The 23,968-nt window shown below is 36.9% G+C and carries 22 protein-coding genes; 5 read left to right on the top strand and 17 right to left on the bottom strand.

What is annotated here, in order from left to right:
* Positions 1-233: 233 nt before the first annotated feature.
* The 3 genes from phoR to AC1Q8N_RS08505 all read right to left on the bottom strand — a co-directional run bounded on the left by phoR (position 234) and on the right by AC1Q8N_RS08505 (position 3,109).
* Positions 234-1,997: a sensory box histidine kinase PhoR gene (gene phoR / locus AC1Q8N_RS08515; protein ID WP_098078788.1), complete on the bottom strand. Its 1,764-nt coding sequence runs from the start codon at positions 1,995-1,997 to the stop codon at positions 234-236.
* Complete coding sequence (gene phoP, locus AC1Q8N_RS08510) at positions 1,990-2,709, bottom strand: two-component system response regulator PhoP (protein ID WP_001065222.1); 720 nt, start codon at positions 2,707-2,709, stop codon at positions 1,990-1,992. Before phoP ends, phoR begins: the two co-directional genes overlap by 8 nt.
* A 154-nt stretch (positions 2,710-2,863) precedes the next feature.
* Positions 2,864-3,109 (bottom strand): hypothetical protein, encoded by a 246-nt coding sequence (locus AC1Q8N_RS08505; RefSeq protein WP_098078786.1) that lies wholly within the window; start codon positions 3,107-3,109, stop codon positions 2,864-2,866.
* A gap of 89 nt (positions 3,110-3,198) precedes the next feature.
* Between AC1Q8N_RS08505 and AC1Q8N_RS08500 the strand changes: the two genes are divergently transcribed.
* Positions 3,199-3,330: a hypothetical protein gene (locus AC1Q8N_RS08500; protein WP_002122970.1), complete on the top strand. Its 132-nt coding sequence runs from the start codon at positions 3,199-3,201 to the stop codon at positions 3,328-3,330.
* Positions 3,331-3,387: 57 nt separating this feature from the next.
* Here the strand turns inward: AC1Q8N_RS08500 and AC1Q8N_RS08495 are convergent, their stop codons facing one another.
* The 5 genes from AC1Q8N_RS08495 to AC1Q8N_RS08475 all read right to left on the bottom strand — a co-directional run bounded on the left by AC1Q8N_RS08495 (position 3,388) and on the right by AC1Q8N_RS08475 (position 8,488).
* The gene (locus AC1Q8N_RS08495; protein WP_000914190.1) at positions 3,388-3,861 is read right to left on the bottom strand and encodes a MaoC family dehydratase; all 474 of its coding nucleotides are present in this window, start codon (positions 3,859-3,861) and stop codon (positions 3,388-3,390) included.
* A gap of 217 nt (positions 3,862-4,078) precedes the next feature.
* On the bottom strand, positions 4,079-5,017 hold the full coding sequence (gene mdh, locus AC1Q8N_RS08490; protein ID WP_000153236.1) for a malate dehydrogenase: 939 nt from the start codon (positions 5,015-5,017) through the stop codon (positions 4,079-4,081).
* A 20-nt stretch (positions 5,018-5,037) separates the two neighbouring features.
* The gene (icd, locus tag AC1Q8N_RS08485) at positions 5,038-6,330 is read right to left on the bottom strand and encodes an NADP-dependent isocitrate dehydrogenase (protein WP_048544353.1); all 1,293 of its coding nucleotides are present in this window, start codon (positions 6,328-6,330) and stop codon (positions 5,038-5,040) included.
* Between the two features lie 160 nt (positions 6,331-6,490).
* Positions 6,491-7,639, bottom strand: coding sequence for a citrate synthase (citZ, locus tag AC1Q8N_RS08480; RefSeq protein WP_000503659.1), 1,149 nt, complete (start codon positions 7,637-7,639; stop codon positions 6,491-6,493).
* 387 nt (positions 7,640-8,026) lie between these two features.
* On the bottom strand, positions 8,027-8,488 hold the full coding sequence (locus tag AC1Q8N_RS08475; RefSeq protein WP_000625511.1) for a DUF441 domain-containing protein: 462 nt from the start codon (positions 8,486-8,488) through the stop codon (positions 8,027-8,029).
* A 420-nt stretch (positions 8,489-8,908) separates the two neighbouring features.
* Here AC1Q8N_RS08475 and ytvI point away from each other — a divergent pair, with 420 nt between their 5' ends.
* Positions 8,909-10,027: a sporulation integral membrane protein YtvI gene (gene ytvI, locus AC1Q8N_RS08470; protein WP_001081380.1), complete on the top strand. Its 1,119-nt coding sequence runs from the start codon at positions 8,909-8,911 to the stop codon at positions 10,025-10,027.
* 631 nt (positions 10,028-10,658) lie between these two features.
* On the opposite strand, the gene AC1Q8N_RS08465 is transcribed toward ytvI, so the two are convergent.
* From AC1Q8N_RS08465 to dnaE, 8 genes are all read right to left on the bottom strand, one after another.
* Entirely contained in the window at positions 10,659-11,048 is a 390-nt protein-coding gene (locus AC1Q8N_RS08465; RefSeq protein ID WP_048544357.1) for an FxsA family protein, read from the bottom strand.
* A gap of 195 nt (positions 11,049-11,243) precedes the next feature.
* Complete coding sequence (pyk, locus tag AC1Q8N_RS08460; protein WP_001232679.1) at positions 11,244-13,001, bottom strand: pyruvate kinase; 1,758 nt, start codon at positions 12,999-13,001, stop codon at positions 11,244-11,246.
* Between the two features lie 53 nt (positions 13,002-13,054).
* Positions 13,055-14,014: a 6-phosphofructokinase gene (gene pfkA, locus AC1Q8N_RS08455; RefSeq protein WP_000821162.1), complete on the bottom strand. Its 960-nt coding sequence runs from the start codon at positions 14,012-14,014 to the stop codon at positions 13,055-13,057.
* Positions 14,015-14,142: 128 nt separating this feature from the next.
* Positions 14,143-15,117 (bottom strand): acetyl-CoA carboxylase carboxyl transferase subunit alpha, encoded by a 975-nt coding sequence (accA, locus tag AC1Q8N_RS08450; protein WP_000818786.1) that lies wholly within the window; start codon positions 15,115-15,117, stop codon positions 14,143-14,145.
* The gene (accD, locus tag AC1Q8N_RS08445) at positions 15,105-15,974 is read right to left on the bottom strand and encodes an acetyl-CoA carboxylase, carboxyltransferase subunit beta (RefSeq protein WP_000942865.1); all 870 of its coding nucleotides are present in this window, start codon (positions 15,972-15,974) and stop codon (positions 15,105-15,107) included. The genes accA and accD overlap by 13 nt, the downstream gene beginning before the upstream one ends.
* 185 nt (positions 15,975-16,159) lie before the next feature.
* Entirely contained in the window at positions 16,160-16,804 is a 645-nt protein-coding gene (locus AC1Q8N_RS08440; protein ID WP_048544362.1) for a FadR/GntR family transcriptional regulator, read from the bottom strand.
* 14 nt (positions 16,805-16,818) lie between these two features.
* Positions 16,819-18,027, bottom strand: a complete 1,209-nt coding sequence (ystJ, locus tag AC1Q8N_RS08435; protein ID WP_165775580.1) for an NADP-dependent malic enzyme — start codon at positions 18,025-18,027, stop codon at positions 16,819-16,821.
* A gap of 133 nt (positions 18,028-18,160) precedes the next feature.
* Entirely contained in the window at positions 18,161-21,487 is a 3,327-nt protein-coding gene (gene dnaE, locus AC1Q8N_RS08430; protein ID WP_098078783.1) for a DNA polymerase III subunit alpha, read from the bottom strand.
* A 42-nt stretch (positions 21,488-21,529) separates the two neighbouring features.
* Here dnaE and ytrH point away from each other — a divergent pair, with 42 nt between their 5' ends.
* Both ytrH and ytrI read left to right on the top strand, forming a co-directional pair.
* Positions 21,530-21,943 (top strand): sporulation membrane protein YtrH, encoded by a 414-nt coding sequence (gene ytrH / locus AC1Q8N_RS08425; RefSeq protein ID WP_073516695.1) that lies wholly within the window; start codon positions 21,530-21,532, stop codon positions 21,941-21,943.
* Positions 21,940-22,443 carry a sporulation membrane protein YtrI gene (gene ytrI / locus AC1Q8N_RS08420; protein WP_046958744.1) on the top strand — a complete coding sequence of 168 codons (504 nt, stop codon included), beginning with the start codon at positions 21,940-21,942 and terminating at the stop codon, positions 22,441-22,443. Before ytrH ends, ytrI begins: the two co-directional genes overlap by 4 nt.
* A 51-nt stretch (positions 22,444-22,494) precedes the next feature.
* Here the strand turns inward: ytrI and AC1Q8N_RS08415 are convergent, their stop codons facing one another.
* Positions 22,495-23,427, bottom strand: coding sequence for a DHH family phosphoesterase (locus tag AC1Q8N_RS08415; protein ID WP_048544368.1), 933 nt, complete (start codon positions 23,425-23,427; stop codon positions 22,495-22,497).
* Between the two features lie 240 nt (positions 23,428-23,667).
* On the opposite strand from AC1Q8N_RS08415, the gene AC1Q8N_RS08410 reads away from it, so the two are divergent.
* Complete coding sequence (locus tag AC1Q8N_RS08410) at positions 23,668-23,964, top strand: YtpI family protein (RefSeq protein WP_001144784.1); 297 nt, start codon at positions 23,668-23,670, stop codon at positions 23,962-23,964.
* Positions 23,965-23,968 lie beyond the last annotated feature (4 nt).

Raw genomic sequence — 23,968 nt, 5'->3', positions numbered from 1 at the left:
ACCGTTCCTTTCCTCTCTCTATATTAACATGACTAATAGAGAGAAGAAAAATAACGGCTATTTTCTATCATATATACAAACGTTTACTAACATAAAAGGGAAGTGACGAGAATAGCATAACTATTCTCGTCCAAAATTACTCCTTGGATGAAGGGGTTTTCATGTATTATATTAACAGACCTTTATTAATATTTAATTAAACCATTGTTAATATATTGTAAACATCCTTCATCCTATTTTTCAGTTGCTGATTTTGGTAAAACAACTGTAAATGTTGTCCCTTCCCCAACTTCACTATCCACTGTAATCGTGCCGTGATGCGCCTCAACTAAATGCTTTACAATCGATAATCCAAGGCCTGTACCACCAGTATTTCTACTTCTCGCTTTATCCACTCGGTAAAAGCGTTCAAAAATACGCGGAATTTCATCTTTACTAATACCAATTCCCGTATCCGATACTTTTATATAAGCATTATATTTATCTTCTACTAATTCTACAGAAACAACGCCTCCAGCCGGCGTATATACGATTGCGTTATTCATTAAATTAATAAAGATTTGCTTCAAACGACTTGGATCTCCAATGACCGAGACTCCTTTTAGCGCATTTACTTGTAAAGAAATTTCTTTTTCTCCTGCTTTGTTATCAAGCACCATATGAATGTCTTCAAGAAGTCCCTTCATATCAACGGTCCCCATACTCAATTTAAAGCCTTGTTGCTCAATCTTTGATAAATCTAATAAATCTTCAATTAACCCTTGCATGCGTTCACTTTCTTTTAAAATAATGTGCAAGAAATGTTCGCAGAATTTTTTATTATCCATAGCACCATCCAAGAGCGTTTCTGAAAAACCTTTAATAGAAGTAATCGGTGTCTTTAGTTCATGAGAAACATTCGCTAAAAAGTCTTTTCTCATTTGTTCTAATTTCTTTAGCTCAGTAATGTCATGGAATACAAGGACAATCCCTTTCCATTCATGGTTCGTCCCGATAATCGGTGCTCCATATACTTCAAAATGCTTTCGCTCAATTCCAAGCGGCAATAACATTTGTTTACGCACTTTCACTTCTGTCATAAAAATTTCTTCCACGAGCTCTATAATTTCTGTATGATGAAACGACTCATAATATAAACGATCTAAATATTCTTCATCTGTTACGTGGAAAGTTTCCTTATAAGAACGGTTTACAAGGTTTATATAACCGCGGCTATCAATTAAAATCATTCCGCTTCCCATATTTTCAATTAACGTATGCAGACGATCTTGTTGCATTTCTTGCTCAAGTGTCATCTCTTGTAAATTACGGGCTAAAATATTAATTGCTTTACTCAGCATTCCCGTTTCATCCGAATGACTTTCATAAGCGCGTGCTTTATAATTTCCCTTCGCTAATTCGATAGCAACTTTCGTAACGGATTCAATTGGCCTAATATATTGCCCTGTAATTTTCATACCTAAAAATACGACTACGAGACAAGCGATAACAAATCCGATAATTAATAATCCCCACGTTTTTTGATGAACAGATTTCAAAGGCTCAATTGTACTTTTCACCAAAATGTACCCTTGTTTCCCTGCTGCATCTTGAACGAATACCGCATGGTAAAATTCATTATTCTGATCTGTTTCTTTCGTAATGACTTTGTTTCTTTGTTTTGTTGTTTCAGAAGAAAGTTCTTTAATTATCCCTTCACTAAAAGCAGACTGTTCTCCTCCGCTATATTGAACTTTCTTTTTTTCATCTACAAATGCAATAGAAGCCTGTATTTTTTCTTCTAACTTTTCAAATACATATGGATTTTTTAAAACATCATCAAAACCCTGTTCTTCTGCTAATACCGCAACATACTCTGTCTCTTTTACCATTCTCTCTTTTGCATGATCTATATAGTAGTTTTCAAACACGGTTTCCAGTAATAAACCTAGTCCAACTAAAATAAAAACAATAAGAGAAACAAATGTAAAAAGAAGCCTGGAACGAAATTTATTCATCCCCTTTTGGCTCCTCTAATTTATATCCTAAACCACGTATCGTTTTAATGTACGTCGGTTTTTTCGTATTTTGTTCAATTTTATCGCGCAAATGGCTAATATGAACGTCAACAATTCGTGTATCACCAGCAAAATCATAGTTCCATACAGCACTTAATAATTGATCACGTGTCAACACGCGACTTTTATTTTTCGCAAGATAAACAAGTAGTTCAAATTCTTTTGGTGTTAATTCAAGCTTTCTTCCTTGGAAATAAGCCTCATAAAATTCCGGCAAAATTTTAAGTTCAGCAATTGTGATGCTCTCTTCATCTGACGCTTCTTTCACTTGTTCTTCTTGTTGTAATTTCGTGCGGCGCAAAATTGCCTTCACACGCGCCACAACTTCCCTTGGGCTAAATGGCTTCGTCATATAATCATCTGCCCCAAGTTCAAGACCTAGCACCTTATCAAATTCATCATCTTTTGCTGTTAACATTAAAATCGGCGTCATAACGCGCTGCAATCGTAATTCTTTACACACTTCCATACCATCCATTTTTGGAAGCATTAAATCTAATATAATTAAATCTGGGCGTTCTGTTGTCGCTTTTTGAAGCGCCATTTCTCCATCCATCGCTGTTATAACCTCAAACCCAGCTTGTTGTAGATTAAATTCAATTAAAGTTAAGATAAATTCCTCATCATCAACTACTAAAATACGATTGTTCATTCTTTTCCTCCAAGTTATAGACTTGAAACCTTCTTCATCCTAGTATTTTCCCCGTTATTCTCATCATACTAGAAAACAAGTTCCCTCTCAATATAATTGTCTATTCATGGAGCTCGTTTCTACTAATGCTTCGAAAATAAAAGCAATTAAAACTTCATTCTCTCTCCCTCTCCGCTATCCAAACTCGGTAGATAAACCTACCCTTTTCAAAGTATTTTTCCGTATGAACCACAAATCCCCTCTCCTGCGCTAGGAAAAATGAAAGAGCATACGCTATTTTATAGTCCGGTGTTTCATATCTATCAAATAGTCTTCCATACATTTCATTCGCGCCCCCGTCTGCCCACACTTCAGCTTCTCTTATCGTTTCAAAGATAACATCTTCTTTTTTCCACTTCACCTTAAAAATCACCCCTTTTATTGACTTACATTATCAATCTTTATATCATTAATTTAAATATACAAATATTTAAAACACGGAGGTCTATTATGCGATTAGTTCTACCTATTCTATCTTTAGTAGTAACATGTATTCTTACTTTCAACGCCCCAAGCTGGGATACGATTAAAACAGGTTGTTCTGATTTCGCCGAAGGATTCACACAAGGATTCTTCAACTAAAAATAGCGCTAGCCCCCTTATAGTAAGGTGTGCTAGCGCTATTCATATTTTCATGTTTTAAAAATTATCTAATGCTTTTTCCATAATAGAAACTGATTTAAAAGGCGGCGTTACTGTTAAAGAACCCTTTACAACCGTTTCTCCTTTTTCATCATGAGCAGATACAAGCATATCAATTGTATGTTCCTCCTCAGAAACAGCTACAACTTCAAAATGGATTTGTAACGTTTCATAATGATGAACATGCTTCACGAACGTAAGGTCCTTCCTAGTAATATGACTGCCTGGACCTGGTAAATATTTCGTAACTGCCGTTGTAATCATTCCCGTTAGCATAATGCTTGGTACAATCGGCTTTTCATACGGAGTTTGGGATGCGTAATCATGCTGAATATATAATGGATTGGCATCATTCGTTAACCCTAAGTACAATAACAAATCTTTATCCTCAATTTTTTCAGTGATAGATAATTTCTCTCCTACTGTAATTTCATCCATTCTACGACCAATTTGAACTTTTTTCTTTAACATGTTACAACCCCCTCCGATTTTTTCACCTTATTATCCTACTAATAGCGATACCTTATCCGAAATTTACTATGATGAGGGCAATGTATAGTATAAATCTATAGTTTCATTATAGGATACACCAAATGATAGCGTTTTCATATTATTTCAAAAAAACATTTGAATAAATAGTAGAAAAAGATTCGGGGCCCCGAATCTTTTTCTACTTAATATTTAATTATTAAACAAGAACCTTCATTACATTACGTACAGATTCTACAGAGCGATCTAACGCTTCTCTTTCATCTGTAAGAAGTTCTAACTCAATAATTTTTTCAATTCCGTTACCACCTAGAATTACTGGTACGCCTAAGTAAAGATCGCTATAACCATATTCACCTTCAAGGTACGCAATAGCTGGTAATACACGGCGTTGATCTTTTAAGATTGCTTCTGTCATTTCAACTAAAGAAGCAGCTGGTGCGTAATATGCACTACCGTTTCCTAATAAGCCTACAATCTCGCCGCCACCTTTACGGGTACGTTCTACGATTGCTTCTAAACGCTCTTTCGGAATTAACGTTTCTAACGGAATGCCACCTGCATAAGAATAACGTACAAGAGGTACCATATCGTCACCGTGTCCACCAAGAACAAATCCTGTAATATCTTTCACAGAAAGATTTAATTCTTGTGCAATAAATGTACGGAAACGAGCTGTATCTAATACGCCCGATTGACCGATAACACGCTCTTTCGGGAATCCTGCTTCTTTAAATACAGAATATGTCATTGCATCAACTGGATTTGTTAACACAACAATAATCGCATTTGGTGAATGTTTTGCAATGTCGCGCGTAATACTTTTCATAATTTTAGAGTTTGTTGCTACTAAGTCATCACGGCTCATACCAGGCTTACGTGCAATACCTGCTGTAATAACGACAACGTCAGAATCAGCAGTATCTGCGTAATCAGATGTTCCAATAATGTTAGCATCAAAACCTTGTACTGGGCTCGCTTCTAACATATCTAACGCTTTCCCTTTTGTTGGATTTTCCAGTTGTGGAATGTCCACTAATACAACATCTGCAAGTTCTTTTTGTGCTAATAAGAATGCTGTTGTTGCTCCTGTAAATCCTGCACCGATGACTGAAACTTTCTTGCGTTTGATTGTCATAATTTACCCCCCCGCTTTAATTATGCGTTTTTGATTATCGCTACATCCATGTTTTTAATAAGTTCATTAGCGAACTCAGAACATTTCACTTCTGTTGCACCTTCCATTAAGCGTGCGAAATCATAAGTTACTACTTTTGAAGCAATTGTTTTCTCAACTGAATCAGTTACTAATTTCGCAGCTTCATTCCATCCTAAGTGCTCTAATAATAATACACCAGAAAGAAGAACTGAAGATGGGTTTACTTTGTCTAAACCTGCATATTTTGGAGCTGTACCATGTGTAGCTTCAAAGATAGCATGTCCAGTCACATAGTTAATGTTTGCACCAGGTGCAATACCAATTCCACCTACTTGTGCAGCAAGTGCATCAGAGATGTAGTCTCCGTTTAAGTTCATTGTTGCAACAACATCGAACTCACGTGGACGAGTTAAAATTTGTTGTAAGAAGATGTCTGCAATAGAATCTTTTACGATGATTTTTCCAGCCACTTCAGCGTCTGCCATCGCTTTATTCGCTGCATCTTTACCATCTTTCTCAACGATACGATCATATTCAGCCCAAGTAAATACTTTATCGCCAAATTCTTGTTCCGCTACTTCGTAACCCCAGTTTTTGAAAGCACCTTCTGTAAATTTCATAATGTTTCCTTTATGAACTAATGTAACAGAAGAACGTTTTTCGTTAATCGCATATTGAATTGCAGCACGAACAAGACGCTTTGTCCCTTCTTCTGAGATTGGTTTAATACCAATACCAGATGTTTCTGGGAAGCGGATTTTATTAACACCCATTGCTTCTTTTAAGAAAGCAAGGACTTTTTCTGCTTCCGGAGATCCTTGTGCATATTCAATTCCAGCATAAATGTCTTCTGTATTCTCACGGAAAATAACCATATCAGTATCTTCCGGACGTTTTACAGGTGAAGGAACACCATCAAAATAACGAACTGGACGTAGGCATACATATAAATCTAATTCTTGACGAAGTGCTACGTTTAGAGAACGAATACCACCGCCAACTGGAGTTGTAAGTGGACCTTTAATCGCGATTAAATATTCACGGATTAAATTTAAAGTTTCTTCTGGTAACCACTCGCCTGTTTGGTTGAATGCTTTTTCCCCTGCAAGCACTTCTTTCCAAACAATTTTCTTCTCACCATCATAAGCTTTTTCAACTGCTGCTTCTAGTACACGAGATGCAGCTGCCCAAATATCAGGACCAATTCCATCTCCTTCGATAAATGGAATAATCGGATTGTTTGGTACATTCATAACACCATTAGTTACAGTAATTTTTTCACCTGTCATCAATGTGATAACCCCCATGTTTGAAATTTCATATGTATGAAACTGAGGGAATAACCCCTCAGTTCAAACCGTTATTTAAATTAAAATATTCTAATCATTACGTCTTTCCGAAAAAATCAGACTTTTGAAAGCGTATTTTCACTATCAAAATAGTGTTTTTCGCTTATCGTTGTGCAATTGGAACGTACACTTGATGTGTTGGTCCATTATAATCAGCACGCGGACGGATTAAACGGTTGTTTTCATATTGTTCTAGAATATGAGCTAACCAGCCTGACATACGGCTAATTGCAAAAATAGGTGTAAATAAGTCATGGTCAATTCCTAAACAATGGTATACAGAAGCTGAATAGAAATCAACATTTGGTGGAAGACCTTTTTCTTTTGTTACAATGTCTTCAATTTTGATAGACATATTATACCATTTGTCTTCTCCTAAAAGCACGCATAATCTCTTAGACATTTCGCGTAAATGTTTTGCACGCGGATCACCCTGCTCATATACACGGTGGCCAAAGCCCATGATTTTCACTTTATTTTGAAGAGCATTATGAATATATGATTCTACATTTTCTTCTTCGCCAATTTCAGTTAGCATCTTCATTACATTTTCGTTTGCCCCGCCGTGAAGAGGACCTTTTAACGCACCGATTGCTGCTGTAATACCAGAATATACATCTGAAAGTGTAGCTACACAAACGCGTGCAGTAAATGTAGAAGCGTTTAACTCATGATCTGCGTGAAGTACAAGCGCCTTGTCAAAAGCTTCAATTTCAACTTCATTTGGCTCGCGATCATTTAACATGTACAAGAAGTTTGCAGCTAATGATAAATCGTTTCTAGGCTCAACAACATCTAAACCTTTACGAATTCTTGCATAAGCAGCAACTAAAGTTCCCACTTGAGCCTGCAATTTAACCGCTTTCAAATAATTGGAGTTTTCATCCATAATTTCAGCGCTCTCATCGTATAATGATAGCATGGAAATTGCAGTTCGTAAAACAGACATCGGATGTGCGATTTTTAAATCTACTTGTTTCAAATATGTTAAAATCTCACCTGGAACTTTATAGTATTCCGATACAATCTCTTTAAATTTCGCTAGTTCTTGTTCATTAGGAAGCTTGCGATGCCATAATAAGTACACTACTTCTTCAAATGTAGCATTCTCAGCTAAATCATCAATATTATACCCAACATAAGTTAATGTATCATCAATAATAGAGCTCACAGATGATGTTGTTGCTACTACCCCTTCTAAACCTCGAATAACAGTCATGACATTCTCTCCTTTTCCTGAAAATTCTCCCAACCTTGCTCCTTATATCTATTTGCTTCCCTTTTGAATTATGAACGCCCGTTCACTCTTTAGGCAAGCAAAATGCACGATCATGCAAATTTGTTGCGATGTTCCCCTCTTATTGTCCATTGTTTACATGGAAAGCATGAGCGTGAATGTCTCCCCGAATCCTCACGCTCAAAACAACAAGTTAGTGAGGAAAATTAATCCCGAAGAGTTTTATGATAAAAACAACATAAAACAATATCATTATAAAATTGTTTTATGTTGTTTTTATTTTATCTGGTGTAAAGTCTCTGCTGTTATGTAACTTTTCAAAGTTTCTAATCCTATTATAAACAATTATCTGACTTTTGTGAACAGAAAGAATTCAAAAATTTTATATTACTATAAAATTCCTTATTTAAACATCTGTATAATACTCATAACTGCATAGGCAATTCCAGCCCCAATTAATGGACCTACAGCAACTCCATTAAATAAAGCAACCGCTATAATTGTCCCGAAAACGAGCGCAGTTGTAATATGAGGATCCGTCGTCAATAATTGTACGCCGCCTTTCGCTAACAAAGCAACCGCTACCCCTGAAGCTAAGGCAATCCATGCATAATACGATTTCGCCGCTTCTCCAAGTTGTTTAAAACCTATTTCCCCCGTTGCAATCGGTACGAGTACTGCTATTGTAATAACCGTTACACCGAGGTTAATCCCTTTCGTTTGTAGATAAGGAAAGACTTTATCTCCTAGAAACGTAAATTTCAATAAAAATAACACACCAATAGCTACAGTAAGCGATTGGTTTTTAGCAACAAGTCCTATAATAAGTAGTATGAATAAAAATAACGTTGACTGACTAATCATGTTTACACTTCCTTTCTGAAAATAATGAACTCATTTCCAAACAAAAATACCTTTAAACCTATCGTTATACATGCTATATCGATGTATATTCAACAATAACCACTTCATTTTTTATGTATTTTAAAATGCTAAACTGAGACTTTCATCATCAAAAATTTAAGCCTATATACATTTTTGAAAACGATTGTCCCTCCTTTCTTTTCTAATAAGAAACAGGTAAAATAAAAAGAAGAGAAAATGAAGTTTTTACCATATAGTAGAAGCATCAACACCAAGCTTTTACAGTCACTCATGTACTGAAAAAGCAGGAAAAATCCATCATTCCACTATAACATAAAGTGAAACTTTAATCAGTGGGGCACACTCGTTATAAGTTGAACGAATTAGGATAATCCAAATTGGAATGGGAGGTATACATCTTTGAACCGAAACTTACTATATATGATATTGCGACTCATATTTGTCATTGTAGCAACGGTAGCCGGGTTCTATGCATTACTATATATGTCAGGACTTATCTATCCTTTTATTATCGCTTTCGCATTTGCTTATTTGATTAATCCCGTCGTCAATTTCCTTAATCAAAAACTACAATTCCCTCGCGCACTAGCAGTACTCGTTAGCTTAATTCTCGTATTCGGAGCTATCGTCGGACTCGTTACATATCTTGTAACGGAAGCAATATCGGCCACAACATACTTACTACAACTTGTTACAGTAAAGTTCCCGGATATCGTTAAATTCGCAGAGCAATTTGCACTTAATCATATTATGCCTCTCTATGATGATTTAATTTCTAAATTTAATCATCTTGGGGAACCACAGCGCTATACGATTACACAAAACATTCAAAACTTAGGAACCGAAGCAACGACGCAAATGAAAGAACTTTTAACTGCTATTATAAGCGGGTTAACAAATTTCATCAGTGCATTACCAACCACTTTAACTGTCCTTGTATTCGTTTTATTAGCCACTTTCTTCATTAGTTACGATTGGCATCGTCTTGCTCAGAAAGTAAGAAAATTTTTGCCCAATCGTGTTCATGGCTATGGAAAAACTATTTTTGTGGACTTAAGAAAAGCTTTATTTGGTTTTGTTAAAGCGCAACTTACACTCGTATCTATGACAACTGTTATTGTACTAATCGGACTTTTAATATTACGCGTACCATACGCCATTACTATCGCGATTATTACAGGGGTTGTAGATTTACTCCCGTATTTAGGAACAGGTGCCGTCTTCGTTCCTTGGGTTATATACGTATTTTTCACTGGCGATACTGCTTTCGCCATCGGTCTTCTCATCTTATACATCGTCGTGATTGTCCAAAGACAAATTATGGAGCCTAAAGTACTTTCATCTAATATCGGCCTCGATCCATTAGCAACACTGATCGCTCTATTTGTCGGCTTTAAACTTTTTGGCTTTTTAGGATTAATCATCGGTCCAGTCATCTTAGTACTACTTAATACATTGCACAAAGCTCGTGTATTCCATGATTTGTGGAAATATATTAAAGGCTCACCTTCAAAATAATAGTTTCTAATTCATATACAACAAAAAACTTATATGTAATCAGTGGGAATTTCCCACTGATTATTCCTTATACTTGTTTTTCACACTCATTACATACAACAAGAGAATTTCCCACAAAAAGGATAATACTCTTGTTTTTTTGCATAGAAAACGCATATTCCGAGGTATTTTTACATATTTATTCTGTTATTTTTATAATTATTACTTACATTTATTACTTTTTATGTAAATGAATAAATATGCAAAATGGTATAAAATAAAACTTAAACTAACATTTTTCCTGTTCGTATCTAACTTTTCCATACCAATTGATTCTTTTTATATACAAAAACCAGCTTGAGTTCATATGAATTCCCCTACAACACATTCATTAAGAACTACCTCCATATCCAATCGAAAAATACATAGCAAATATAATAAGGCAAAACTATGATCAGTAAGGATTTTGTCCACCACCGATTATTAACTTTCACCAACCGGACTTGTATGAGCAGTCTGATTTCCACTTAACTCCTTCGCATTCACCACATTTTAAGGCATGATACAGCAAAACTATGATCAACAGAACTTCATCCATCTCTCATCCTTTTGCGGGCAAAAAAATAGTGCTTAGATCGCTATAATCTAAGCACTATTTCTGCACAATAATAGTAGAACTCTTTCTAAACTTCCATTCCATCCACTTCATAACAAATGGCTTCAACAAAGCCCTCGTCATAGGGATAACGAAGATCAAACCTATTATATCCGTTACGTATCCAGGAAGTACCAAAAGAATACCTCCTACAAAGATAAAAATACCATCCAGTACCGCTCCTCCTGGCATTTCTCCTCTATTCAACTTAGATTGAATCTCTCTAAGCACTTTAAATCCTTGTCTTTTCGCCAAATAGACACCTACAACACCCGTAAATACAATCATAGCGAACGTAGACCATAAACCTATTACATGACTCGATCCAATTAAGACTGTAATCTCAATCGCCGGTATTAAAATAAACAAGAATAGTAACCACTTCATAGTTCTACACTCCTCTCACTCATCACTTTAAACGAACCCAGAGCGCCCGTATACGCTACACAGAAACTAAACACCTTTCCCTATTGAACCTCGTAACAAACGGCTTTTAAACGTAATTCCAGGCGTTTCAAGCTGATTCCACCTCGTTTTTGTGTAAAAAAAAGAGAAGGACTCCGATCCTTCTCTTCGTATTACTTATAGCACTTCCGCATGTCCATTATAAACAATTCCGCGTGCTGCATCAACTGTTACTTCTTGGCCATTTTTTAAAGTTGCTGTTACGCCGTTTACACCAACGATAACAGGAATACCGATTGATACACCTACAACAGCCGCATGGCTTGTTAGACCGCCTTCTTCTACAACTAGAGCAGCAGCTTTTTCGATTGCAGGAATCATATCTTTATCAGTGCTTGTTGTAACAAGGATATCACCTTTGTTTACGTTCGCTACAGCTTCAGCAGCTGTTTTCGCTACAACTACTTTACCTTTTGCAGCTTTACGACCGATTCCTTGTCCTTTCGCAACTTCTTCACCAACAACATGGATTTTCATTAAGTTTGTTGTACCAGTTTCAGCAACTGGAACACCAGCAGTGATTACTACAGTGTCTCCAAGTCCAATTAGACCTGCATCCATACCTGTTTGAATTGCAGTATCTAACATTTCGTCAGTAGACGCTGCACGTTTTCCAGCCATAAATGCTTGTACACCCCAAACAAGTGCAAGACGACGTCCTACTTGCTCGTCAGATGTTACAGCTACGATTGGAGATTTCGGACGGTATTTAGAGATCATTTTCGCAGTATGTCCACTTTCTGTTGGAGCTACGATTGCAGCTACATCAAGAGCAAGTGCTGTATGCGCAACAGATTGGCTAATTGCATCTGTAATTGTTGGAGTGAACTCTTTAATACGTTTTTTGAACATATCTTCATATTGTAATGATTTTTCAACACGTACTGCAATGTTAGCCATCATTGTTACTGCTTCTACTGGGTATTGACCAGCAGCTGTTTCACCTGAAAGCATGATTGCATCTGTACCATCGAAGATTGCATTAGCTACGTCACTTGCTTCCGCACGAGTTGGACGTGGGTTACGTTGCATAGAATCTAACATTTGTGTCGCAGTAATAACCGGTTTACCTAACACGTTACATTTTTTGATTAGACGTTTTTGTACTAATGGTACTTCTTCTGGTGGAATTTCTACACCCATATCACCACGAGCTACCATTAAACCGTCAGAAACTTCTAAGATTGAATCGATGTTATCGATACCCTCTTGGTTTTCGATTTTTGGTACGATTTGGATGTATTGAGCGTTATGCCCTTCTAATAATTCACGGATTTCTAATACGTCAGATGCTTTACGTACGAATGAAGCTGCGATGAAATCAACTTTTTGCTCGATACCGAAAACGATATCTTTTACGTCTTTTTCAGTGATACCAGGAAGCTTAATGCTTACGTTTGGTACGTTAACACCTTTTTTATTTTTTACAGTTCCGCTGTTTAAAACTTTTGTACGGATGTTTCCGTCAGCTTTTTCGATTACTTCTAGTTCGATAAGACCGTCATCGATTAGAATACGAGAACCTGGGTCTACATCGTCATAAAGACCAGCATAAGATACAGAGAACTTCTCTGCAGTACCTAATACTTGCTCAGTAGAAAGAACTACTTCTGCACCTGTTACAAGCTCAGCTTGTCCGTCTACGAAGTCGTGAGTACGGATTTCTGGACCTTTTGTATCAAGTAAGATACCAACTGTTTTACCAGTTTTCTTTGAAGCTTCACGAATGTTTTTAATACGAGCGCCGTGCTCTTCATGGCTACCATGAGAGAAGTTTAAACGAGCAACGTTCATACCCGCTTCGATTAATTGTTCTAATTTCTCAATACTTTCACTAGCAGGACCTATAGTACATACAATTTTAGTTTTACGCATATTGCACCTCCGAAAATTATGAAACCGTTCCCAAATATCCGACATTAAGCCGATTAAATGGATAATTCTTTAGATAATTGATACATATCTTTATCGATTGTATGCTTTTGAGCTAACGCTTCGATAATATCATGATCAACAAGTTTATTATCTTGAATACCTACACAACGTCCACCTCTACCAGCAATTAATAATTCAACTGCTCTTGCGCCAAGACGACTTGCTAATACACGGTCTTGTGCACTTGGTGATCCACCACGTTGTACGTGACCTAATACAGTTACACGAGTATCAAAGTTTGTTGCTTCTTCAATGTGCTTACCGATGTCAATTGCACTTCCAACACCTTCAGCCACAATGATAATACTGTGTTTTTTACCACGTTCACTACCGCGCTTCAGACGAGCAATAACATCTTCCATGTCATACTCTTCTTCTGGAATTAAGATTGTTTCGGCACCATCAGCTAAACCAGCCCATAATGCGATATCTCCAGCATGACGCCCCATTACTTCGATAACATATGTACGTTCATGAGATGTAGCTGTGTCACGAATTTTATCAATTGCATCAATAACAGTATTTAAAGCTGTATCGAAACCAATTGTGAAGTCTGTTCCAGGAATATCATTGTCGATTGTACCTGGTACACCAACACATGGGAATCCTTGTTCAGTTAATTTTTTAGCACCTTGGTAAGAGCCATCTCCACCAATAACAACAAGTCCTTCGATACCGTGTTTCTTTAATTGCTCGATACCTTTTAGTCGTACTTCTGGATCTTTAAACTCAGGACATCTTGCTGTATATAATTTCGTACCACCACGGTGGATAATATCGCCAACAGAACCAAGTTCTAATTTTTCAATATGACCAGAAATTAAACCCGCGTATCCATGGTAAATACCATATACTTCAATATCATGGAAAATCGCTTTACGAACAACTGCACGAATGGCAGCATTCATACCAGGTGAATCTCCACCACTTGTTAATACACCAATACGTTTCATTTGTACTCACCTCATAAAGATTATTTGCCTTATAATAAAATAACACGAAAAAATATAAAAACACAATGGAGAAGATGTGTCTTTTCATAATAAAAACGTGCATTCGCGAAGAGGAACGCACGCTTTTATTATTTTATCCCAATGGAAGCGTTTGAAAACGAAACTTGCCCAATTTTCATATATTTTTCATAACGTTTTTCGATTAATTCATCTTTCGAAATTCCGCTTAATTGTTCAAAAGTTTTCTTAAGCATTAAATCTATATTTTCTGATTGTTTTAAAATATTACGATGCGCTCCACCTTTTGCCTCTGGAATAATTTCGTCAATTACACCTAATTCTTTCAAATCTAATGCTGTAATTTTCATCGCTTCTGCAGCTTCTTTTGCTTTACCAGCGTCTTTCCAAAGAATTGCCGCCGCACCCTCTGGTGTAATAACAGAATACGTGGAATTTTCCAGCATATGAATGTAATCTCCTACTCCAAGACCTAACGCACCACCACTACCACCTTCACCGATAACAATACAAATAACAGGGACAGTTAAACCCGCCATTTCAAATAAATTACGGGCAATCGCCTCACTTTGTCCACGTTCTTCAGCTGCTTTACCAGGATAAGCTCCCTTCGTATCAATGAAACAAATAATAGGACGATTAAACTTTTCCGCTTGTTTCATTAGACGCAGTGCTTTTCGATATCCTTCTGGATGAGGCATCCCAAAATTACGACGAATATTTTCTTTCGTATCTTTTCCGCGTTGGTGCCCAATTACAGTTACAGGCATCCCCTTATATTTCGCAATGCCGCCGACAATCGCTGCATCGTCGCCAAATAGGCGATCTCCATGACATTCAAAAAAATTAGTAAATAAGTGCTCAATATAATCGAGCGTTGTCGGTCGTTCTGCATGACGAGCAATTTGAACACGGTCCCATACTTTCATATTGCCGTATATATCTTCCTCTAATTTTTCTAGCTTGTCTTCCAAAATACGAATCTCCTCACTGAAGTCCATCTGGCTGTTTTTCGTATAGTCTTTCAGTTCACGAATCTTATTTCTTAGCTCAACAACTGGTTTCTCAAATTCTAGCTCTGCCATACAGCCATTTCCCCTCCTTGATGAACTTCTAAAATCTTGCGAAGCGATTCTCTCATATCATCACGATGTACCACCGCATCCAATTGACCATGTTCTAGTAAGAATTCTGCCGTTTGGAAATCTTCCGGTAGTTTCTCACGCACGGTTTGTTCAATTACACGTCTACCAGCAAATCCGATCAGTGCCCCTGGTTCTGCAAGATTATAATCACCAAGTGAAGCGAAACTCGCTGAAACCCCGCCCGTCGTTGGGTGAGTCATAACAGAAATAAATAATCCTCCTGCATTACTATGCTTTTTCAAAGCTACGCTTGTTTTTGCCATTTGCATTAAACTTAATATCCCTTCTTGCATACGGGCACCACCCGAAGCAGTAAAGATAATAAATGGAACTTGTAAGTCGTACGCCTTTTCAACCGCACGGGCAATTTTTTCTCCTACAACAGAGCCCATGCTCCCCATTCGAAAACGAGAATCCATTACTGCAACAACAACAAGCATGTCATCAATTGTTCCTTCACCAGTTACAACCGCTTCGTTCAATTCAGTCTTCTTACGATCGCTCTCTAGTTTCTCTTCATATCCTGGAAACTCGAGTGGATTTAATGAAACCATTTCTTTGTCATACTCACGGAATGACCCTTCGTCCAATATACTATCAAGACGTTCCCATGCATTCATAGGATGATGATATCCACAATTCACACATACTTTTAAATTTTTTAGAAGCTCTTTCGTATACATGATTTTTTTACATTTCGGACATTTTGTCATAACGCCATCTGGTACATCTTTTCGTACTTGTTCTGAAGGTATTGCAGCGTACTTTTTCTTTTTCACGAATAAATCTCTTAGCACAATTTGACCCCCTTCGTTGAGAGCTAAGGTTAGCGCAAGAAGAAAATTGGGCTAACACCAAAGTTTGATGTTAGCCTTATCTTCTCAATCTGTCTAATAACCTCACTCTTTACGTTTAACTTTAACCGCTACGCGATAGAATGTTTGTCATAACGTGTCATGGTCATTTCGACAAATTTTATACATTACGAGTGAAACTGTATATTCTCTACTAATTCATCGTAAATTTTTAGTGCATCATTTTCTTGTTTTTCTTCCAAAGTAGCATAAAGCTTTCTATACATATCGATAGAATCTCCTGAAACTTCACAAGAAAGAGTTGATACGTAATCATTTACGATCATCCAAATGCGATAGAGTAAATAATTATCGACTTGTTCAATAAGTGTTTTAAAGAACGTTTGATGAAGCATTGGAATTGAGTTTTCATTTCCTTCAAGCACTTGATGTAATTTACTTAGCACTTTAGAAAACGTTTCTTTCGGTAAATTACATACAATTCGAATCATATCTTTCTCAAGCAATCGTTTTGTTTGTAATAAATCACGAATTGTTTTCTCATCTTGCAGCAAGAACGGCGCAATCAATTGTACAAGACCGTTATCGTAAAAGTTTCGAATAAATGTCCCTTCACCACGTCTCGTTTCAATTAATCCTACAAGTTCTAAAGCACGCAACGCTTCTCTTACAGAGGAACGCCCTACGTTTAAACGTGAACTTAACTCACGCTCAGACGGCAAACGATCCCCTGCTACCAATCCATCCTCTTCCATAATGGAACGGATTTTTTTTACAATTTCGAGATATACTTTTGTATTTGATGATGTCAATGGAAATTCCTCGCTTATTCTTTACCAATCAGCGCTAATTGTTTTGTTTTCTCAGCAACTTCATTTGGATCTACTTGACGGCGAGCTACCCCTGTCTCCATTGCAGCTTTCGCAACGTAAGCTGCTACTTGAGGCGCTACACGCGCGTCAAACGGTGCTGGAATGATATAGTCTGCATTTAACTCATCTTCTGCTACAAGCTCAGCAATAGCCTGTACAGCTGCCATCTTCATTTCTTCATTAATTTGTGTCGCATGTACGTCAAGTGCACCGCGGAAAATACCAGGGAACGCTAGTACATTATTTACTTGGTTTGCGAAGTCAGAACGACCCGTTCCAACAACAGCTGCGCCCGCTGCTTTTGCCAATTCTGGCATAATTTCTGGAACTGGATTCGCCATTGCAAAAATAATTGCATCGTCATTCATTGTACGAACCATTTCTTCTGTTAATGCACCTTCTGCAGATACACCAATGAATACGTCCGCACCTTGTACAACATCACCTAAAGAACCTTCGATACGATTCTTATTTGTATATTTTGCAACTTCATCCTTCACCGGATTCATACCTGTAGGACGACCTTCATAGATTGCCCCTTTACGGTCACACATAATAATGTCGCGTACGCCATAGCGATATAAAAGTTTAATAATTGCAATACCTGCTGCACCTGCGCCATTTGCGACAACTTTAATGTCAGACATTTTCTTTCCAACTAGTTTTAGCGCGTTCACAAGACCCGCTACTGTTACGATAGCTGTTCCGTGTTGATCATCATGGAAGATAGGAATATTTGTTTCTTTTTTCAAACGTTCTTCAATAATAAAGCAGTTTGGTGCTGCGATATCCTCTAAGTTAACGCCGCCAAAAGTTGGCTCCATTAATTTTACAGTTTCAACAATTTTATCTACATCGTTTGTATTTAAGGCAATTGGGAATGCATCTACACCAGCAAAGCTCTTGAATAATACAGCTTTACCTTCCATTACTGGAAGAGATGCTTCAGGTCCGATGTTACCAAGACCAAGTACAGCCGTTCCATCAGTCACAACTGCTACCATATTTCCCTTCATCGTATATTCATATACCTTACTTTTATCGTCATAAATTTCCTTACAAGGTTCTGCAACCCCTGGAGAATATGCAAGACTTAAATCTTTTGCATTTTCTACTTTTACTTTTGATACAGTTTCTAATTTTCCTTGATGCACTTTATGCATGTGAAGTGCTTCTTCACGAAGTGTTGACAAACTATCCACTCTCCTCAAATTATTCTTGCTGATATCAATTTCTCCAAGTGGTCTGACCACGAACACTACTACTATAATAATCGAAGTGTAGGGAAATTGTCCATTATATTTTCACAACTACATTTTCTTCCCCGACAATTTCACGAAGTGCTCCTAAACATTCTTCACTTGGATGAATCGATAAACTTCGAGACAATTGTACCATTTTATGTTCCTTTTCATAATAAATTAGTACTTTCGCAAAACCTGAATAGTCAAACAATATTTTAGTAACCTGATTTAAAAGCTTTTTCTCATACTGAGACGACAATTTCACGTAAACAGATGCATCTTTCTTTTCTTCATACACATCCATTTCTTCTAACGGATATAGTCCATTTACAATCCATTGCAACTTATGATTTCTAAGCTCAATCATGCCGTCAACTAAAACAATTGCTCCTTCTTGTAACTTATCTGAGAAATGTATATATGTTTCAGGGAAAAGAACTGCTTCCATTTCATCGTTTTGATCACAAAATGTAATAAACGCCATCTTTTGCAACTTTTTCGTACGAATCACTCTCACGCTTGTTATATACACGATAGCCCTTTGTACTTTTTTCTTATGTCGCATTGCCTGAGCAAGAGATGGAATTTCTAATTCTTTCGCTAACTTCACATACTGCGCTGTCGGATAGCTTGATAAATAAAAACCTAGTGCTTCCTTCTCTTTATTTAACTGTTCAATAAAAGAGAGCTCTTCTCCTTGCACGTATTTTGATTTTGGAACAGCATCTCCTAAATCACGTGCAAGATTTGCGTACTCTAACGCTCCTTTAAGGCTTTTCCATAAATTTGTTCTCGAAACACCAAAATCGTCAAAACACCCAGACCAGACGAACGCCTCTAAATTTCGCTCTGTTACAAACTTTGATGGCATGCGAAGACAAAATTCAAATAAATCTTCAAATACTTTTTTCTCTCGTTCTTCGAGTAATGCTGTCACTGTAGCCATTCCGATGTTTCGAATTGAAAGTAAGCTGTAACGTATCGCATTACCTTCTATTTGGAAATTGTAACCACTTCTCTGAAGAGAAGGCGGCAAAACGTGAAAACCTTTCCGCTTCGTTTCTCGTATATACTGCACAATCTTATCTTCATTTCCAATTGCACTTGATAATAATGCTGTCATAAATTCCAGCGTATAATTCGCTTTTAAGTAAGCAAGCTGATATCCAATCATACTGTAGGCTACAGCGTGACTTCGGTTAAAACCGTAATTCGCAAATCTTACAATTAAATCGTAAATTTTCTCTGCGGATGTCTCGTCATAACCATTTTGTAAACAGCCTTGTACAAAATGCTTACGCTCCTGATCTAAAATATCACGATTTTTTTTACTCACTGCACGGCGTAATAAATCTGCTTCCCCGAGCGAGAATCCCGCCAACTTCGACGCAATTTGCATAATTTGTTCTTGGTATACAATTACACCGTATGTTCTTTCTAAAATCGGCTTTAAATCCGGATGTAAATATTCAATTTTTCTTTTTCCGTGCTTTGATTCAATAAAGGTTGGAATTTGTTCCATTGGTCCTGGTCTATATAACGAGTTAACAGCGACAATATCTTCAAATTCATTCGGTTTTAACCCGCGAAGTACATTTCGCATACCACCTGATTCAAGCTGGAATACACCTGTTGTATCCCCTCTACCTAACAATTGGAACGTCTTTTCATCTTGAAGTGGTAAATTTCTTAAATCAATTTGTGTCCCCGTCTTTTTCACGATAAACTTTATAATATTTTCAAGTAACGTTAAATTACGTAATCCTAAAAAATCCATCTTTAACAAACCAAGTTCTTCTAATGCATCAGCTGGGTATTGCGTAACATACACATCGTTATGCCCTTCTTGTATTGCAACACTTCCGGTTAACGGCTCTTGGCTCATAATAACGCCAGCTGCATGAATAGACGTATGACGTGGTAAGCCTTCTACACGTTTTGCAATTTCAAACACACGCTCATGTAACAGATTCCCTTGTATAAACTCACGGAGTGATTGCGATTCCTCATATGCATCTTTTAACGTTATACCAAGCTTTGATGGGATAAGTTTTGAGAATATGTCAATGTCTCGCGGCGGAAGCCCCATTACACGCGCAATATCTCTAATCGCCGCTTTCGCTGCAAGCGTCCCGAACGTTACAATTTGTGCAACACGCAGCTGACCATATTTATCTTTTACATATCGAATCATCTCATCACGTCTTATATCTGGAAAATCGATATCAATATCTGGAAGTGTCACACGTTCAGGATTTAAAAATCTTTCAAATAATAGATCGTATTCAATCGGATCAATATCTGTAATTTCTAACACGTAAGAAACGAGTGAGCCGGCTGCCGATCCACGTCCTGGTCCTGTTAAAATATGATTTTCATGCGCATATTTCATAAAATCCCAGACGATTAGAAAATAATCACTAAACCCCATACTAGAAATAACGTTTAATTCATGATTCAAACGCTTTATATGTACTTCTTTCGGCGTACCATAACGTTTCTGCAACCCTTCTTCACAAACGCGGCGTAAATACATATCATTCGTCTCATTAGCTGGAACAGGGAATTTCGGTAATTGATTTATATGAAACGGTATTTCTACTTTGCAACGTTCTGCAATTTCTACTGTGTTATAAATTGCTTCTTCTACGTGAGAAAATAATGCTTCCATTTCATCTGATGATTTTAAATAATATTGATCTGTTTTCAGCCTCGGCCTATCTGGATCCGTCATTTTCGTTCCACTTTCAACAGATAATAAGCATTCATGTACGAGTGCGTCACTTTGATTGATATAGCGTACATCGTTTGTTGCAACGACTGGAACATTTATCCTACTCATAAATGCGGGTAATTTCTCTTGCAGGAGCAGTTCATCTTGCATCGCATGATGCTGCAAACTCATATAAAAATTGTCGAACATACTTTGATACATGCGAGCTACTTCTTCAGCTTGACTCTCTTTGTCTTCTAATAATAATTGTTCAATTTCCCCATCTTTACCTGGTGAAATAGCAATTAATCCTTTCGCATAATGGGCAAGCCACTTTTTCGGAATACCTTCTTTTGACTTCGTCATAATGCTACTAGAAATCTTTAATAAATTTTGATAGCCCATTTCATTTTCAGCAAGTAAAACAAGCGGATAAGATTTTTCCTCTTCTTCACTAAAAATAGAAGCTGTTAAGCCGATAATAGGCTGTATACCATGTTTCTTACATGCTTTATAAAACGGAATAACGCCATACATAACATTTTCGTCCGTAATAGCGAGTGACGAGAAACCAAGCTCTTTCGCCCTGACTACAAGCTCATCAATTTTACAAGCACTTTTTAATAAACTAAAAACGGTTTGACATTGTAAATGCACAAACTTCACTGTTGTACCCTCTCTTTACCAATCTGACTACTTTTATTATAGGTGATGAGGAAAGCGGAAATCAAAACATACTTCTTATACTTTGTCCATATATATGAAGAAGAAAGGGGAATGACGATGGATGTAAGAGAACATACTTTTTTCTCTCTGCTTATTATTAGTTATTTTATTGCCTTTGGGGTTATACTTGGTGGTTCATTAATTGGTGGATTTGGTGCATTTCTTATCGGAAAACCAACTCTCACTTACATTAATCAATTCGCCCAAAATTTAAGAATTTGGGCACTCGTTGCAGCAATTGGCGGAACATTTGATACTTTTTATAGCTTTGAAAGAAGTTTCTTTGGCGGAGATATGAAAGATATTGTAAAACAAATTCTCCTTATTTTTTTCGCAACGGGTGGTATGCAAACAGGTCTTACCATTATTAAATGGCTAACGCAGGAACATGTATGAGAGTACCAAGTGCCAATACAGCAAAAAAATGGTATTTAGTTTTAGCTGGTGCTGCTGTTGGAGGCGTGTTGAGCTGGTTTGTTTTTTTGTACATATACGGTGTTTTTCAAGAAGAACAAGCTAGTAAAATAGCAGAGCAACGAGAAATTATAGAAAAACAAGAAGCAAAGCTCCACGTCCTTCTCGAAGATCAAGAAAAATTGAATACAGAAAATAAACGGCTCTTAACTATTCAAGAGATTAAAATAAAACTTATAAATCGAGAAAAATACGATTTAGACAACCTTACACTCGAAAATATGACTACGTCTATCCATAATGACCTCCAACATCTTTTAACGAAAAACATTCAAAGTATAGCAAAAAATAAAGACCTACTCAAAAAGGTAATCGAAAACAAAACGTACAAACATTACGATCGGCTATACCGTTTCAAAGTCGATACGATATCTTTTGATACAGTGCTTGAAATTAGCATTACGATAGAGAAAGAAAAATAAAGAAGGAGGGCTTTAGCGCCGCTCCTTCTTTTCGTTCTCATATATAATCTCTTATCTACACAACTCACGTAAATCAGCAAAAAGACGATCCGCTTCTTCCCAAGAAGATGCTTTTGCACCAGAAGCCATCGGATGCCCTCCGCCATTATATTGCATTGCTAATTTATTTATCACTGGTCCTTTTGAACGAAGACGAACACGAATCACATCGTCTTCCTCTAAAAATAGAACCCACGACTTTAATCCATCAATATTACCAAGTGCTCCAACAACACCGGATGCCTCAGAAGGAAGTACATCAAACTTTTCTAACACTTCTTTCGTTAATTTAATGTAAGCTGCTCCTTCTTCTACCATCGTAAAGTTTTGTAAAATATAGCCGTTTAAACGAGCAATCTTTTCTTTCGTCTTATACATTTCATTATATAAATCTGTGAACTTCACATCCATATCAACAAGCTCACTTACATAACGAAGTGTTTTCGCTGTTGTATTCGGGAATAAGAAACGACCTGTATCCCCAACAATACCCGCTAAAATAAGACGAGCTGCTTCTTTCGTTATCTGTAACCCTTTATCTTTTCCATAACTGTAAAACTCATAAATCATTTCACTTGTAGAACTTGCTGTCGTATCTACCCACGTAATATCTCCATACGGATCTTCATTCGGATGATGATCAATTTTAATTAACATCTTCCCTTTTGCATAGCGTTGATCGTCAACACGTTCTTGGTTCGCAGTATCACATACGATAACAAGTGCATTTTCATATACACTATCTTCAATATCATCCATTACTCGTAAATATTCTAGTGACGGTTCATTGTACCCAACCGTATAAATATTTTTCTCTGGAAACGATTCTTGTAGAATTGTACTAAGACCGCCTTGTGAACCTAATGCATCTGGATCTGGACGCACATGACGATGAATAATAATTGTATCAAACTCTTTAATTGCTCTTAAAATTTGCTCATGCATATGTATAATCTCCTTTTTACTCAACTTCTCCACTTTAACGTGCAGTAAAAGCCCAACCGGTGCAGGCTAATCATTAGCGCGCAGAAACATCCCCGCACTAATTAAAGTTTCACTTTATCCTTCATTATAACGGAAAGTATTTCATACATGCGAACAATTGCTTTATAATAAAAGTTAGAAAGTTTAGATATTTCTTTTTTCTCCACTATTATTTTTCACAAAGCGATAGGAGTGTGTATTATGCCAGTATTAGTCTTCTGTATTATCGTCTCATTTATGTTGTACCTCTTCTACAAAACAAAATACTTTCGTACAAGCCGCCCAATGGAGAAAGGTTGGCTCTCTGGAAAATCTGCAATGGCACTCGGTTCATTCGTCTTATTCTTCGGGATAAACCAATTCTTTTTAGAACTTTCAACCGCTCGTATTATCGTTGGTGTTTTATTTGTTCTATTTGGTAGTGCAAGTGTATTTAATGGATTTCGCCAATATAAACATTTCTTACCATTAGCAGTTGAAGAAGCTGAATCTGTCTGAAGCA

Source organism: Bacillus sp. GW823-FHT06B01, assembly GCF_058952315.1.
This window is presented reverse-complemented; position numbering and strand designations above follow the sequence as displayed.